General features: G+C 64.2%; 14 protein-coding genes. 8 read left to right on the top strand and 6 right to left on the bottom strand.

All coding sequences use genetic code 11. The features are described 5' to 3' along the window. Positions 1-19: 19 nt before the first annotated feature. Genes WIMU1_RS05960 through WIMU1_RS05945 form a run of 4 tightly spaced genes read left to right on the top strand, consistent with a single transcriptional unit; the run spans position 20 to position 3043 of the window. Positions 20-295: a helix-turn-helix transcriptional regulator gene (locus WIMU1_RS05960; protein ID WP_023959804.1), complete on the top strand. Its 276-nt coding sequence runs from the start codon at positions 20-22 to the stop codon at positions 293-295. Next, on the top strand, positions 292-921 hold the full coding sequence (locus tag WIMU1_RS05955) for a hypothetical protein (RefSeq protein WP_174548698.1): 630 nt from the start codon (positions 292-294) through the stop codon (positions 919-921). Before WIMU1_RS05960 ends, WIMU1_RS05955 begins: the two co-directional genes overlap by 4 nt. After that, positions 918-1814, top strand: coding sequence for an ABC transporter ATP-binding protein (locus tag WIMU1_RS05950; protein WP_062795481.1), 897 nt, complete (start codon positions 918-920; stop codon positions 1812-1814). The genes WIMU1_RS05955 and WIMU1_RS05950 overlap by 4 nt, the downstream gene beginning before the upstream one ends. Further along, positions 1811-3043 (top strand): ABC transporter permease, encoded by a 1233-nt coding sequence (locus WIMU1_RS05945; protein WP_062795480.1) that lies wholly within the window; start codon positions 1811-1813, stop codon positions 3041-3043. Before WIMU1_RS05950 ends, WIMU1_RS05945 begins: the two co-directional genes overlap by 4 nt. Here the strand turns inward: WIMU1_RS05945 and WIMU1_RS05940 are convergent. Then, positions 3033-4355 (bottom strand): glycosyltransferase, encoded by a 1323-nt coding sequence (locus tag WIMU1_RS05940; RefSeq protein WP_062795479.1) that lies wholly within the window; start codon positions 4353-4355, stop codon positions 3033-3035. The two genes, WIMU1_RS05945 and WIMU1_RS05940, sit on opposite strands and share 11 nt — an antisense overlap. Before the next feature lie 147 nt (positions 4356-4502). On the opposite strand from WIMU1_RS05940, the gene WIMU1_RS05935 reads away from it, so the two are divergent. The 4 genes from WIMU1_RS05935 (at position 4503) to WIMU1_RS05920 (ending at position 8240) form a co-directional block, all read left to right on the top strand. Then, a complete protein-coding gene (locus tag WIMU1_RS05935; RefSeq protein ID WP_062795931.1) occupies positions 4503-5342 on the top strand; it encodes an ABC transporter ATP-binding protein in 840 nt (279 codons plus the stop codon). Positions 5343-5365: 23 nt separating this feature from the next. Next, positions 5366-6163: an ABC transporter permease gene (locus tag WIMU1_RS05930; RefSeq protein WP_062795933.1), complete on the top strand. Its 798-nt coding sequence runs from the start codon at positions 5366-5368 to the stop codon at positions 6161-6163. Next, positions 6160-7035: an ABC transporter permease gene (locus tag WIMU1_RS05925; RefSeq protein ID WP_245969110.1), complete on the top strand. Its 876-nt coding sequence runs from the start codon at positions 6160-6162 to the stop codon at positions 7033-7035. The genes WIMU1_RS05930 and WIMU1_RS05925 overlap by 4 nt, the downstream gene beginning before the upstream one ends. Positions 7036-7181: 146 nt before the next feature. Further along, a complete protein-coding gene (locus WIMU1_RS05920) occupies positions 7182-8240 on the top strand; it encodes an ABC transporter substrate-binding protein (RefSeq protein ID WP_062795478.1) in 1059 nt (352 codons plus the stop codon). 41 nt (positions 8241-8281) lie between these two features. On the opposite strand, the gene WIMU1_RS05915 is transcribed toward WIMU1_RS05920, so the two are convergent. From WIMU1_RS05915 to WIMU1_RS05895, 5 genes are all read right to left on the bottom strand, one after another. Then, positions 8282-9631, bottom strand: coding sequence for a cryptochrome/photolyase family protein (locus WIMU1_RS05915; protein ID WP_062795477.1), 1350 nt, complete (start codon positions 9629-9631; stop codon positions 8282-8284). 39 nt (positions 9632-9670) lie between these two features. Further along, on the bottom strand, positions 9671-12343 hold the full coding sequence (locus tag WIMU1_RS05910; RefSeq protein WP_062795476.1) for an MGH1-like glycoside hydrolase domain-containing protein: 2673 nt from the start codon (positions 12341-12343) through the stop codon (positions 9671-9673). Further along, positions 12344-13879 (bottom strand): alpha-amylase family protein, encoded by a 1536-nt coding sequence (locus WIMU1_RS05905; RefSeq protein WP_062795475.1) that lies wholly within the window; start codon positions 13877-13879, stop codon positions 12344-12346. It abuts the gene before it with no gap. A 154-nt stretch (positions 13880-14033) separates the two neighbouring features. Next, positions 14034-14393 carry an FKBP-type peptidyl-prolyl cis-trans isomerase gene (locus WIMU1_RS05900; RefSeq protein WP_023960055.1) on the bottom strand — a complete coding sequence of 120 codons (360 nt, stop codon included), beginning with the start codon at positions 14391-14393 and terminating at the stop codon, positions 14034-14036. Positions 14394-14396: 3 nt separating this feature from the next. Continuing rightward, the gene (locus WIMU1_RS05895) at positions 14397-15719 is read right to left on the bottom strand and encodes a citrate synthase (RefSeq protein ID WP_023960053.1); all 1323 of its coding nucleotides are present in this window, start codon (positions 15717-15719) and stop codon (positions 14397-14399) included. Positions 15720-15806: the final 87 nt, after the last annotated feature.

Here is a 15806-nt window from a genome sequence, read left to right as displayed (position 1 = left end):
TTTCCCAACACTTATCCCTGTGAGTCCGGTCAAGAAGGCAGGCCACCTGCCGATCTACAACCGCATCGGCGTACTACGCGCCGAGCGCCGGATGTCACGCGCACAACTTGCCGAGCTGGTGGGCGTGAACGTCCAGTCGATCGGCTCGCTCGAACGGGGTGACAACTATCCCAGCCTCGACCTGGCCTTTCGCATCTGCGATGTGTTCGGGCTCCCGGTGGAGGCCGTCTTCAGTCGCCGCGAGTTCGGCGCGATGTCGACGCAGTTGTATCGCACGAATGGAGGGCCGTCGTGAACGATCCGAACAGCGTGATCCCCGAGTCCGCGAAACCGGCGTGGTGGCGTGGATACGAAGAATGGCAGGTACGTAGGCACGAGAAGTTCCTGCGTCGTTATGGCCACCGGTTCCCGCGTCTGCGGAATCGGCGCAGTGCCCGCAAGCTCGTGGTCGCGCTTGTCATTTCGGTGATCCTCGTGATCGCCAGTGCAATCGTCATGTTCTTCACCATGTGGGCGGCCCCGGCGTTCATCGGCCTCATCTCGTTTGTCATGCTGCCGCTCATCTACGTGCTGCGGGCGGTGACGCGCAATGTCAGCGACGCACCGGCCTCGGCCCTCGACGAGTTCGAACTGGCCAGCCGCAACGCTGCCCGATCGATCGCGTACACCGCGCTGTGGGTCTCGATGTTCGTCCCGTACCTCGTGCTCATCATCTTGTCGGGCGGAGGCGACAACAGCGTCGGCGGCCAGGTGATCTACGGCAGCGCGGTGCTCCTCATCGTGTTGGTCGCCGGGGCCACCTGCATTCCCACCTGTCTGATCGGATGGTGGTTACCCGACCCCGATCCAGAAGACTTCGCCACCTACCCCCAGGTGGTGGCCAATGAAAACGTCAGCCAATCAGGAGGATTCGAACAGTGACCGCTCCCCTCATCGTCGACGGTCTGAGTAAGAGATACGGCTCCCTCAAGGCCCTCGACAACATGTCCTTCACCGTCGCCCCCGGCGAGATCTTCGGATTCGTCGGTTCCAACGGCGCCGGAAAATCCACCACCATGCGCATCATCCTCGGTGTGCTGTCGGCAGATTCGGGTCGAGTACTGCTGGGCGACTCGCCCATCGACCTCGACACCCGACGTCGCATCGGCTACATGCCCGAAGAACGCGGCCTGTATCCCAAGATGAAGGTGGGAAAACAGCTCTCGTTCCTCGCACAGTTGCACGGCCTGTCTCGCGCCGAAGCCGATGACCAGGTGGAGACCTGGGTACGGCGGCTGGGTGTGTACGAGCGGATCGACGCCGACGTGAACAGCCTGAGCCTGGGCAATCAGCAGCGTGTGCAGCTGGCGGCTGCCCTGGTTCACAGCCCCGATGTGCTGGTGCTCGACGAGCCGTTCTCGGGCCTGGACCCCGTTGCCGTCGACGTGATGAGCGACGTGCTGAAAGAAAAGGCCGCGCAAGGTGTCCCGGTCATCTTCTCCAGCCACCAACTCGAACTCGTGCAGCGACTGTGTGACCGGGTCGGCATCATCTCCTCCGGCACCATGCGGGCACTGGGAACTGTGGACGAACTCCGGTCGGCCGGCGAGATCCGGCTCGACGTCGGCGCGCCACAGGCCCCGGCCGGCTGGGCCGATCATCTGCCCGGGGTTGTCGGCACCATCCAGAACGGGTCGATCACCACGGTGAGCATGACGCCGGGGACCGACGAGCAGGCAATTCTGACCGCTGCACTCGCCACGGGGCCGGTCACACACTTCGCCCAGTCCCGACCCGACCTGACCGAACTCTTCCGAGAGGTTGTATCCGCATGAGTACGAACGCTTCCGATCCGAACAAGCACCCGAAGTCCGGCTCGGGCCGGATGAGCGCGTGGCGGGCCATCAACCTGGTTGCCCGGCGCGAGATCACCACCCGCGCGGCCACCAAGTCGTTCCTCATCACCAACGTGATCCTGCTGGTCGTCATCGTTGCGGGCATCATCGTTCTCTCGATTTTCACCGGCGACGACAAAGCCACGAAAGTCGGACTGGTGGGCGACAACTCGCAACTGTCGGAGACGATCGTCGCGGTCGGCGACGCATCCGGGGAGAACATCGAGATCGTGCCCATCGGCAACGCCGACGAGGCGCGCGCCCAGGCGAAGGAAGGCGACGTGAAGGTGGCGTTGGTCCCCGGTGCCGCCGGAACCAACAACTACGAAGCAGTCACCAAAGACGACCTCGACGGCAGCCTCGAAGGAGTGTTGCGAACGGCAGTGAGTCAAGACGGGTTGACCAAGGCCCTGGCCGCTGAGAACGTGGACCTTTCGGCCATCAGCGCCGACTCCACACTCACCGTCAGCGAGACAGACCCCGCCAAACCCAATGAAGGGCAACGCATCGCCGTGGCGCTCGTCGGCGTCTCACTGCTGATGTTCGCTGTGCTGCAAGGCGGTTCGATGGTCGCGGCCGGGGTCGTCGAAGAGAAGACATCTCGGGTGGTCGAGTTGCTGCTGGCAACGATCAAACCGCTACATCTGTTGTGGGGCAAGATCGTCGGCATCGGATTGATGGCCTTTGCGCAAGTGGTCCTGTTGGGCGGTACCGCGCTCGTAGCCGCCCTTGCTACCGGCATTCTCGACGTGCCCACGGCGGCAGGCTCGATGTTCGCCGCGGTTGTCGTCTGGTTCGTGCTGGGCTTCGTCTTCTTCGCAACCCTGTACGCCGCAACGGGCGCAGTGGTGTCGCGACAGGAGGAGCTCGGCTCGAGTTCGGCCCCGCTCACCATTCTTGCGATGGCGGTTGTGTATTCGGCCTACTTCGGCATCGGTTCCCTCGACAGCACGTTGATGCAGACACTGGCGTGGATACCGCCGTTCTCGGCGTCGATCATGCCGGTGCGGATAGCAACCGGGGACGCAACGGTGGTTCAGGTGATCGTCACCATCGTCCTGATGATGATCGCCTGCGCGGTGGCGGCGTGGCTCGCAGCCCGCATCTACCAGCGCAACATCCTGCGCACAGGGGCCCGGGTGAAGTGGAAGGAAGCCATCAAGGGCTGACCGAACGAATCGCCCCGAAACGGTCCTCGACGAGTTGGGCAGCATGCGTGGCGGCGGCGTCAGGTGCGATGAGTGCACCGGCGACCGCCGCCACTCGTGTACCGACAGCAGGGTCGAGGATCACCTCCAGGCCGGCCGTCAACCGCTCGGCGGTCAAGCCCTTCAATCGGCACGATGTCCCGAGGCCAAGAGTTTTCACCTGCCTGCCCCAGTACGCCTGGTCGGCGCCACCGTGGCAGATCATGGTGGGCAACCCGGCCCGCAGTCCTGCGGCGGTGGTCCCCGCCCCACCGTGATGCACCGCGGCGCGGCACCGTGGCAGCACGGCCGCGTGATCAAGCGACTCGGCGAAGAACACTCCGTCATCCGACCGGTCGGGTCCGGTGGCCCGCCCTTTCATCGTGATCAGCGCGCGGACACCGACCGCCGCACAGGCTTCGGTGATCACCCGGGTCAGTGCGTCCGGATCGAGAACCGGCACACTGCCCACCGTGACGAAGACCGGTGCATCACCTGCTGCCAGCCACTGATCCAGAACCCGGGTGGCCGCCTGGGTCGTCGCGGCATCCCCGGCTGCTCCACCTCCCGCGTCGGCGGGAAGATCGAGGTAACCGACGATCGGCTTGCGATCACCCCATTCCTCGACCAGACCGGGGAACAAGACCGGATCGTAGGCCTGGATCTGAAGAACCTCGCCTGTCATCAATCTCTGGTGGAGCGACTGTTGTACAGCAGGTAATCCGAGCCTGTCTCGGAACGAGTTCTCCGCACCTCGCCCGACCATGAACCCCAGCGTGTCGGTCAGCTTCCACGACGCACGGTTGATCGCAGCCGGACCTGGCAGCACGACTCCGGGAACCGCGCCGACCACCCCGTTCTCCGAGAACGGTCCGAAACGCAGCACCGAGAACGGCACGCCGAGCTTCTCGGCGATCGAGTACATCCGTTCCTGGCAGAGGGGTCCGCTCACCACACCGTCCACGCCGGTGAGTTCGGCTTCCGGTCCGGTGAGCAAATCCACCGCGTCAGCGTCGAACGCCGCGAAACCCTCCTTGATCGCCGCACCGGCCAGCCGCAACTTGGTGTACGGGTTCTTGGTCCGCAGGATCTCCTGTCCTCGCGGGCTGTCCCACACCGAGGCGGTGTCCGAACCCACCGCATACGCGATCAGGCCGAGACCCCGGGCAAGGGGGACGTAGTTCGGCGGCACGACCATCCTGACGTCGTGGCCACGACGTTGCAATTCGAGCCCGAAGGCCAGACCCGGCTGGATGTCGCCGCGGCTGCCGTAGAACATCAACACCAATCTCATGCCCGCACGATAGACAACGAAAAGCGTTGTCGCTGCGCGGAATGAGGCCACGGTCAGGTCCGGATGAGCGCGGTAACGCGGGTGTAACCGCGAAGAAACTCCAGACGCCTAGCGTCGCCCGATATGACCCACGCTGACTCTCCGTCGATGAGTGTTACGGACGAATCGCCCACCGCACCCAAGGCTGCCCGGCCGCTGGGCACCGGTATCAACATCTCCGGGCTGACCAAGGAGTTCAAGTCCGCGGGACTGCGGGGCGGGTCGTCGGTGACCGCACTCGACAACGTCGACCTGCAGACCTCCGAAGGCGCGTTCCTCTCGCTTCTCGGGCCATCGGGATGCGGGAAATCCACGGTCCTGCGCATCCTGGCGGGTCTCGAGGATGCCACCGCCGGCACGGCGCTGATGAACGGGAGATCACCAAAAGAACTCCAGTCGCAACACGGGCTGGGCATCGCCTTCCAGGACTCAGCGCTGCTGCCGTGGCGCAGTGTCGAATCGAACATCAAGCTGCCGCTGCAGGTCGCGGGAATCTCCGTCGACAAGGGTTTCATCGACGAGCTGATCGACCTGGTCGGCCTCAAGGGCTTCGAGAAGGCCAAACCGGCCACCCTGTCCGGAGGTATGCGACAGCGCGTATCCATCGCCCGCGCATTGGTCGTCAAGCCCACAGCGCTGTTGCTCGACGAACCGTTCGGTGCCCTCGACGACATGACCCGCCAGCGCCTGAACATCGAGCTGCTGCGGATCTGGACCGAGAAGCCGGCCACCACGCTCATGGTCACCCACGGCATCGCCGAGGCGGTGTTCCTCTCCGATGTCGTCGCTGTGATGAGTCCCCGGCCAGGACGGGTCCTGGAGACGGTCACCATCGACCTTCCCCGCCCGCGGGTACCCGACATGATGCGGACGCCCGAGTTCCACGCCCTGCACGACCACCTCAGCGGCCTGCTGTTCGGCAACAAGGGATCGGCGGGCGTCGCGTGACCACCCTGACCGCAGGCAAAGGGATGGGCGGCGCGCAGATCACCGGCCGGGCACAACTGGCCGGGAAGCGCTGGGGTGCAGGAGCAATCGGCATTGTCGCGGTCCTCATCATCTGGACGATGGCCGGGTACTTCGAGTGGTTCAAAGGCACCATCCCCACCCCGCTGGCCGTCGTCGACGCCATCGGGGACAAGGGTTGGGACCACTACATCAACAACTTCACACCCACGATCGAACTGTCTCTACGAGGGTTTCTGTGGGGCAACGTACTCGCCATCGTCTTGGCGCTGCTGGTGGTGATCATCCCGTTGATCGAGGGCGTGGCCACACAGCTGGCCATCATCAGCTACTGCACGCCGATCATCGCGGTGGCGCCCATCGTGCAGGTGGCGTTCGCCGAGGTACAGACCATGATCGTGTTCCTCGCGGCGATCTCGGTGTTCTTCACCACGATGATCGGAACGTTGTCGGGCCTGCGCTCGCCACATCAGGCCAGCCTCGACCTTGTCAAAGTCTATGGCGGAGGCACCTTTTCGCAGCTGGTGCGCGTACGCATCATCTCGGCTCTGCCGAGCACCTTCGGAGCGTTGAAGATCGCCGCACCGGCAGCGGTTCTCGGCGCCGTGCTCGGCGAGTTCCTGGCGATGCCGGAAAAGGGTGCGGGGCCGGCGCTCATCATCGCCCAGCAGAGCGGCGACATCCCGGCCGTGTGGGCGATCGCTCTCGTCGCGGGAGCAGTCGCCGGTATCGGCTACGGCATCGTGGCGTTCTTCTCGGTCTTCGTCACCCGCTACAGCACCGGAATGGCAGGCAGCAAATGACCGCCACCACCACGTCCCAAGCTCCACCGACCGCACCGGTTCCCGCGGCCGCAGCAGCCCGGGCGAACGCCGGCAACGGAAAGGCGATCGCCTGGGAGATCGCCAAGTTCATCGGCTCGCTCGTGATCTCGTTCTTCCTGATCCTGGCCATCTGGTGGTTGTTCCTGCTGGCGTACCCGGACATCGGCCCGATCATCGGCAAGACCCCGGTGGATGTGTTCCACTACCTGTTCACCGACCCGACAGCCTCGGCCGACCGCAGCGCGATCCTCGACAATCTGTGGATCACGCTGAAAGACGCCGGGATCGGGTTCGTGTGCGGCATGGGCGCAGCAGTGGTCGCCGCCGCGCTGTTCGTGATGTTCCGCCCGGTTGCCCAGACGTTCATGCCGATCGCCATGTTGCTGCGGTCGGTACCGCTGGTGGCGATGACCCCGCTGATCACGCTTGTGGTGGGACGCGGTGTGGCCGTCGTCGCGGTGATGGGCGGGATCGTGGTGTTCTTCCCCGCGTTGGTGATGATCATGACCGGCCTGGCGAATGCGCCGCGGCAGATCAACGATGTGATCGTGGCCTACGGCGGAACCCGCCTGACCGCGATGAGGATGGCGGCGTTGCCCTCGGCTGTTCCAGCACTGTTCGCCGCGGCCAAGGTTTCGGTGCCCGGCGCCATGATCGGAGCCACCGTTGCCGAATGGCTCGGCACCAACAAAGGTTTAGGCGCCACCCTCCAGCAGGCGTTGCCCGCGGCGGCTTACAACGAGCTGTGGGCGTCCGTGCTGGTCATCACGGTCGCGTCCATCGTGCTCTATGCGTTTGTCGGTGTCGCCGAGAAGCTCGTGCTGGCGCAGATGGGCACCACACCGACGTAGATCAGCTGCCGGTGGGGCAGATTCACAACTCGTTACAAACAAACGCACGTGCGCAATGTGGCCGAAACCGCGCCACCTTAAGTTCTGCCGAAGGCGGATCTCGATCTGAAGTACCGCCGACGTTCACTGAAAACAGGAGTCTGCACATGGCTTACACGTTCGACCGCCGATCCTTCCTTCGGTACTCTCTGATCGCCGGTGGCGCTGTCGGAAGCGCCAGTGTTCTCGCTGCGTGCAGCTCCGGCAGCAGCGACAGCGGTGGGAACAGCACCACCAATCCCAAGGTGCAGTTGTCGTGGCAGAAGAACATCGAGTTCGCCGGCGAGTACTTCGCCATCGAGAACGGCTACTACGAAGCCGCCGGACTCGGCACCCCCGAACTGATCACCGGCGGCGGACCGGGCACCGGCGTCGAGACGGGCCTGACGTCGAACAAGGTGTGGATCGGTATGACCGCCCCGCAGCTGACCGCCCCCGTGATCCTGCAGGGCGCCAAGCTCAAGACCGTCGCCGCGACGTTCCAGAAGAACCCTTTCTGCATCGTGTCGTCGGCGGGTAGCCCGATCCTGAGTCCCGAGGAGATGAAAGGGAAGAAGATCGGCGTCCAGGCGTCGAACGAGAACGTCTTCAAGGCACTGCTCACCGCAAATGGCATGACCGACTCGGACATTCAGAAGATCACCGTGCAGTACGACCCGACCCCACTGACCAAAGGTGAAGTCGACGGCTGGGTCTCGTATGTCACCAATGAGCCGATCACGTTGGCAGAGGGCGGTTTCCCCAACGCGAACTTCCTGTTCGCCGACTTCAATCTGCCCCTCGTCGCCGAGACCCTCGTAGTCCGGCAGGAGACCATCGACAACGAGCGCGACAAGCTCAAAGCCTTCATCAAGGCCGACATCCAGGGCTGGTACGACGCGGTGGCCGACCCCGCCAAGTCGGCCGAGCTGGCCGTCACCAAGTACGGCAAGGATCGCGGCCTCGAACTCGGCGAGCAGATCAAGGAAGCCGAAGCCCAGAACACCCTGGTGGTGTCGGACGAGACCAAAGCCAATGGCCTGCTGACGATGTCAGATGAGCTGATCGAGCTGAACATCGAAGCGCTTGCCAAGGCGGGCTACGACATCAAGCCGGCCGACATCTTCGACATGTCGATCGTCAACGAGATCTACGCGGAGAACCCGGAGCTGAAGAAACCGATCTGACACTCCCCCAGCGGAGGAATTTTCTGCCCGCACGGTGGGATTCAGTTGAGCTGGTTGTAGCGATCCAGGGCGACCCGGCGCTGTGCCGAGTGGTCCACGATCGGCTCGGGGTAGTCGTCGGGCCGCAGCGCGCCGGGTTCGTGGACAGCGCTACCGGGAATGGGGCGGAGCTCGGGAACCCAGCGGCGTACGTAATCCCCTGAGGGATCGAACTTCTTGCCCTGCGTGGTGGGGTTGAACACCCGGAAGTACGGTGCCGCATCGGTTCCCGACCCGGCGACCCATTGCCAACCGTGCTGGTTGCTCGCCATGTCGCCGTCGATGAGTTGATCGAGGAACCATGCGGCGCCGCGCTGCCACGGCACATGGAGGTCCTTCACCAGGAATGAGGCGACGATCATGCGCAGCCGATTGTGCATGAACCCACTCCCCGAGAGCTGACGCATCCCCGCGTCGACGATCGGGTATCCGGTCTTCCCGTCGCGCCACGCGTCGAAGTCCGCATCGGCGTCCGATCCCGAGTCGTGCTCCATCGCATCGAACTTCTTGTTCAGGTTCCACCACACCGAGTCCGGTCGCTGGTACAGCACATCGGCATAGAAGTCCCGGAACGCCAGTTCCCTGACGTAGGCGGCCTGTCCGGCCCCCTCGGACTTGTCGAGTTCGACAAGCATCGCCCGCGGATGGATGTTGCCGTACTTCAGATACGCCGACATCCGGCTCGACGCCTCGAGATCGGGCCGGTTGCGGTCCTGCTCGTACCCGAGCACGCCGTCGGCGATGAACTCGGCAAAACGCTCGTGCGCGGCGTGCTCGCCGGCAGGGATGTCGAGTGTGGCCGGCGGGTCGGGAATGTCGATGGAGTCGACACCTGCGACGTCACCGGGGTCGATCCAGTCCGCGGACTCCACTCCGGTGTCGGCCGGCTCCCGCCATCCGTGTGCCTTCCATGTACGGAAGTAGGGGGTGAACACCCGGTAGGGCTCACCGTCGTCTTTGCGAACGCGACCGGGCGTCACTGCGTAGGGCGATCCTTCGGCGCGCAGCGGCACGTCGCCGAGCGCTTCGGCCACCTTGCGGTCTCGACGACGTCCGTACGGGGCGAAGTCGGCGGTGATGTGCACCGCCTCGGCGTCGATCGCCCTCGCGATGGCGGGAATCTGTTGCTCGGGCGCACCGCGGACGACCAGGAGTCTGCCGTCGAGCTGGTTGTGCAGATCACGGAGCGACTCGAACAAGAACGCCAGTCGCCGATCGCCCGACGATGCCTCGAGTCTGGGGTCGAGGACAAAGCAGGCCAGGACGCGCCTGCCCTCCGCGGCCAGCAGCGGTGGCAGATCACCCAGCCGCAGGTCTCGACGAAACCAGAGCAGGATCGGTTGTTGGTCCATTCACCCATCCTGCCGAAAACAACGGCGAAGGGTGGTACATCAATGTCGCGAATGCTTCGGCGGATGCAACAGCAGGTCGATGACCAGCGCAGTCCATCCCGTTTGGTGACTCGCACCGAGACCGGCCCCGTTGTCTCCGTGGAAGTACTCGTTGAACAACAGGTTGTCTTTCCACGCGGGGTCGGTCTGGAAGATCTCTGTTCCCCCGTACACGGGACGGCGGCCGTCCGCGTCGGGCAACCAGATCGACACCAGCCGGTCCGCCAGGTCTTGGGCGATCTCGAAAAAGTCCGAGTCGGCGTCCGCGCCGGTGGGGTAAGCCATCGTCGCCTCGGTGCCGAAGAAGCGCCCATATTGCACCAGCGCCCGGATCGCCAGGTAGTTGATCGGGAACCACACCGGCCCCCGCCAATTAGAGTTGCCGCCGTACATGGCGGTCCGCGACTCCGCGGGCTCGTAATCGATGACCGCCCCGGTGGCACCGGGCAACGTGTACGGCTCGCGGTACTTCTTCGACAAAGAGCGCAGACCGTGGTCGGAGAGCATTGCGTCCTCGTCGAACACCGTGCGCATCAACGACCGCAACTGGTCGGCAGACAGCACCGACAGCAAGATGCGCGGTTTGTCGTCGTCGGTTCGGATCCGCCACGACTGCGCGCCCCCGATGCCGAGAGCCGTGAACCGCCGGGTGAATCGTTTCCGTAACCTGCTCATCCGCTGGGCATTGCGCGCAGGGATCTCGGCGGCGGCCAGTGCCGGGATCAACCCGACAAGACTCTGCACCTTGATCGACTCGCACGTGCCGTCAGGGTCAGTCAGCCGGTCGTAGTAGAAGCCGTCTTCCACGTTGTACAGACCGGATTCCTTGAGCGACTGCGCGATCAGGGTGAAGTGCTCGAGGAACTTGATCACCATGTCTTCGTAGACGGGGTCATGGTCGGCCAGTGCCAGCGCAATGCCCAGCATGGCCTCGGCATAGAACGCCATCCACCCCGTGCCGTCGGACTGCTCGAGCGTGGTGCCCGGCGGAAGGTGTGATCGGTCGACCGGACTGATGTTGTCGAGGCCGAGGAACCCGCCACCGAAAACGTTGTTGCCGTGCGGGTCCTGTCGATTCACCCACCAGGTGAAGTTGAGCAGCAGCTTCTGGAAGACCCGTTCGAGGAACTCGATGTCGGTGCCGCCGTCGATGTTGAAAACCCGCAGCGCCGCGAGGGCATGCACCGGCGGGTTGACGTCGTCGAAACTCCACTCATAGGCGGGCAGAGCACCATTGGGGTGCAGGAACCACTCCCGCAGGAGCACTATCAACTGATACTTCGCGAATGCCGGATCCAGATGCGCCCACGAGATGGAGTGAAAAGCCAGGTCCCAGGCAGCAAACCACGGGTACTCCCACGGGTCCGGCATCGCCAGGATGTCGAAGGCATCGAGGTGTCGCCAATCGGTGTTGCGCCCGTGTTGATGTCCCGCTGGGGGCGGCGGTTCCGCGGGATCACCGTCGAGCCATCGCGCGACCTGATAGGAGTACATCTGCTTACTCCAGATCAAACCCGCGGCGGCCTGGGTGAGGATCCGCATCTGCTCGGTGTCGAGATCGGGTCCGATGGCGGTATAGAACTCGTCCGCCTCGCTTTGCCTCAGCGCGGCGATTCTGCCGAAGTCGTCTCCCGCCCAGTCATTCTCACTGGAGCCGGCGGCGTCCGGTCCGGACAACCGCACCCGCGCCTGCACCGTATGTCCCGCGGGCACGTCCAGGTGGTACCACCAGGCTGCCTTGCTTCCGTGTTGCGCCGGATTGACCGTCGCGGCGCCCGCGACCACGTGGTCGTTGATCCCGTCTTTCGGGTACGGCGTGATCGGGTCACCGCCGAAGATCTTGGGAATGTTGGTCTCGTTGTCGCAGAACAGAACCCGCGGCTCGGTGCCATCACTTGCCGGCGCCGCCCGCAGTCGGTAGCCGTCGAGCCGGGCGTGCTGGAGTACCACCGCATCACCGTCGGCGGCCAAACCCGGGATGTTCTGCTCGCCGCCGGCGCGCCAGGTGTTCCTGAACCAGCCGGTGGGCAGCACGTCGATCGACGCGTCGTCCGCGCCGTTGTTGGTGACGCTGATGGTCATCAGGATGTCGGTCGGACCGGCTTTGGCATAGGTGACATCGACAACCCAGTAGCGGCCGTCGTCGAAGACCCCGGTGTCGAGCAGCTCGTACTCGAAGTCGTCGCGTCCGCGCCGGGCGTTCTCCACCACCAGTTGCTCGTAGGGAAACGCCGCCTGCGGGTAGTGGTAACGCCATTGCAGCAGAGCATGACTCGGCAAACCCTGCAGATACCACCAGTACTCTTTGACGTCTTCACCGTGATTGCCCTGCGGGCCGGTGAGTCCGAACATGCGCTCTTTGAGGATCGGGTCGACGCCGTTCCACAATGCCAACGACAGGCAGAACTCGTGCCCGATGTCGGAGATCCCGGCCATACCGTCTTCGTTCCAGCGGTAGGCACGGGAACGCGCATGGTCATGGGGGAAGTGGTCCCATGCGTTTCCGTCGTCGCTGTAATCTTCGCGCACCGTCCCCCATGCCCGCTCGGACAGATACGGACCCCATAGGTACCACGGGTTCGCATCGTGCAACCCGTCTTCGAGACGGCCAGTGGCTTCGGCGAGACGCTGATGCTCGGCTGTACCACCTGGCCGGCGGTGTTGCCCGTTCACTCAGATCGCCTCGCGTTCAGCATCATCGGCAGTGTTCTCCGCAGGGGCAGGCTCCACCCGGAACAGGTGCCACAGCCTGGGGCCCAGCTCGACGAACAGGCCGTCGGTCAGATCGGCGGTGCTCCGGCGATATCGCAAGTCGCGGGTGTCGTCGATGAGGTCGACCTCATCGACCTGCGTGACGTGCTGCGGATCCAGTGCCCCACGGCCGTCCCATCGTGCTCGAACCATGCCACTGGCGACCTTGTCGCCGAGGTTCACCACGACGAGCCAGCGGCTATCCCCATGCCAGGTCCATGCCAGCAGATCCGCTGTTGTGGAGTTGTCGGCCCATCCGGTGATCTCGGCCGTGGCCCACGATCCGGTACGGAATGTGGTGTCGCGCAGAATGTTCGTCAGCCGGCCGTAGAAGTCGAGCAGCTCGTTGTCGACCTCCTCCACCGGGCTGCGGCCCAGTTGCACAGGGAGATGCACGCGCCGGCCCTCGAACTGGCCGTCGTAGACCAACCTCGCGCCGGGCTGGGTGAACGACGTGACTGCCGCGATCTTGTGCCCCTCGAGCGCGAACACCGATGCAGCCCTGGGCTCGTCGTGATTTTCGAGGAATCGGACGAGCCGGCTGAGATGGCCCGGCTCGGCATCGAGTTGCCTTCTGACCGCGGCAGAGTCACCGCCTTCGACGAAGCGGTCGTACAGACCCTTGTCGTAGCAATAGTCGAATCCCTGCTCCTGCAGGGCGGCCTCGAGGTCCCAGTACGCCTCCGCGATGAATGTGAAGTCGGGGTGCACCGACCTCACAGCGCCGATTACGAGCGGCCAATACTCTTGTGACGGAACATCTCCCGCGCGTTCACCCCAGGTTCTGCCGAACACGTCGTTCATCATCAGCATCGCCATGTCGCACCGGACGCCATCACACTGTTCGGCGATCCGCGTGAGGGTGGTGATGACGGCCGCACGCAACTCGGTGGAGAAGGCATTGAGTTGCACGACGTCGGGCCACGCAGGGAAGTAGGGGTCGCGGCCGTTCGCGAGTACCTTATCGCCGACCTCGATGAAGGACGTCGGTTCCTCGCGCAGGTCATCGGCGGTGCCGCCGACGAAGAACTCCGGATGCGCGGTGGTCCACGACTGGTCGGGCGCAACATGGTTGGGCACGAAGTCCAAGATCAAGCGAATCCCGTGGTCGGCAAGGGCCTGCCGTGCCGACGCCAGCCCGTCGGGGCCGCCGAGCATCGGGTCCACCTCGTATCCACGGATGCAGTACGGCGAACCGACGATGTCATCGATGGTGAAGTCGGGCAGGATGTCCCGGCAATGCTGCACCAGCGCCTCGTCCGCTCTGGCGATCGCGACACCGGCCGGGCTGCGCTGCCACACCCCCATCAGCCACACCGCATCAGCACCGGACGCCGCGATCGCGTCCCACACCTCGCCGGGGACACCACCCAATTCGACGCGCCGGCCGCACCTCCTGCTGAGCTCGTCGAGCCACGGCCACGTGTTGATCTCGTAGATGAACGGGTGCGCGATCACCCCGTAAACCTATCGCGCACAAAGCCGTCAGTGGCTGTGAACGCCCAGGAGATCACCGCCCGTTCACCGGGGGCAACCAGCGTAGGTACTGGAGACAGCAAACAGCCCCGCACGGTGACCGTGCAGGGCTGCTGCGAAAATTGCGTACCGGGACCTAGGAAACGCCGAGCAGATCGATCACGAAGATCAGTGTCTTACCCGACAGCCGGTGTCCGGCACCCTCGGGCCCGTAAGCGAGCTCGGGCGGCACGGTGAGCTGGCGGCGGCCGCCGACCTTCATACCGGGGATACCCTCCTGCCAGCCGGGGATCAGCCGGTCGAGCGGGAAGTTGGCGGACTGGCCGCGGTTCCACGAGGAGTCGAACTCCTCGCCTGTCTCGTACTCGACGCCGACGTAGTGGACGTCGACCACTCCACCGGCAACAGCGACGTCGCCGTCACCGATCACCAGGTCGGTGCTCACCAGTTCGGTGGGTGCGGGGCCTTGGGGGAATTCGATCTCAGGTTTTGTCATGGTTCAGCGCTGATCCATATTCAGGTAGTCACGTTCGGTGTATCCGGTGTAGATCTGCCGGGGACGGCCGATCTTCCCGGTCGGGTCGGCGTTCATCTCACGCCAGTGCGCGATCCAGCCGGGCAACCGGCCGAGTGCGAACAACACGGTGAACATCCGGGTGGGGAACCCCATCGCGCGGTAGATCAAACCGGTGTAGAAATCCACGTTCGGGTACAGCTTGCGCGAGATGAAGTAGTCGTCGCTCAGGGCCACTTCTTCGAGCCCCTTGGCGATGTCGAGGAGATCGTCGTTGACGCCGAGGAGCTCCAAGATCTGGTCGGCGGTCTCCTTGACGATCGCGGCCCGCGGGTCGTAGTTCTTGTAGACCCGGTGCCCGAAGCCCATGAGCTTGACGCCGTCTTCTTTGTTCTTGACCTTGTTCATGAACTCCTTGGTGTCGCCACCGGAGGCCTTGATGTCGTCGAGCATCTCGAGCACGGCCTGATTGGCACCGCCGTGCAGCGGGCCCCAGAGTGCGTTGATGCCACCGGAGATCGAGGTGAACAAGTTGGCCTGCGACGACCCCACCAGGCGGACCGTGGAGGTGGAGCAGTTCTGCTCGTGGTCGGCGTGCAGGATGAAAAGCATGTCGAGGGCCTTGACCACGTCCGGGTTGACCTCGTAGGGCTCCGCCGGGAAACCGAACGTCATCCGCAGGAAGTTCTCGACCAGGTTCAGCGAGTTGTCCGGGTACAGGAACGGCTGTCCGGTGGACTTCTTGTAGGCGTACGCCGCGATGGTGGGCAGCTTCGCCAGCAGGCGGATGGTCGAAAGCTCGACCTGCTCGGGATCTTTCGGGTCCAGGGAATCCTGGTAGTACGCGCTCAGGGCATTCACTGCGCTGGACAGCACCGGCATGGGGTGCGCGTTGCGCGGGAAACCGTCGAAGAATCGCTTGAGGTCTTCGTGCAGCAGCGTGTGGCGACTGATCTTGTTGGTGAACTCGTCGAGTTCGGACGGGGTCGGGAGCTCGCCGTTGATCAGGAGGTAGCTGACCTCGAGGAAGCTCGATCCCTTCGCCAACTGCTCGATGGGGTATCCGCGGTAGCGCAGGATTCCGGCATCGCCGTCGATGTAGGTGATCGCCGACTTGGTGGACGCCGTGTTGACGAAACCGCCGTCGAACGTGGTGAGTCCGGTCTCGGCGAGGAACTTCCCGAGTCCGACGCCGTTGGCACCTTCTGTCGCTTCGACGATGGGAAGCTTGATCTCGCCGCCGGGATAGCTGAACGTGGCCTTGGCCTCCGCTGCCGATCCGTTGGCAGACACTGTTTCGGCGGACACTTGGTCCTCCCCTTTTCGACGGGCTGCACCGGTCTCGTGAACCGGTGCAGGTGTTTTACCTCCGGGGCCGTCGTAACGATCGTGCGA

Origin of the sequence: Williamsia muralis NBRC 105860, from assembly GCF_001598915.1 — a bacterium.
In the GTDB taxonomy this organism is placed as follows: domain Bacteria; phylum Actinomycetota; class Actinomycetes; order Mycobacteriales; family Mycobacteriaceae; genus Williamsia; species Williamsia muralis.
This window is presented reverse-complemented; position numbering and strand designations above follow the sequence as displayed.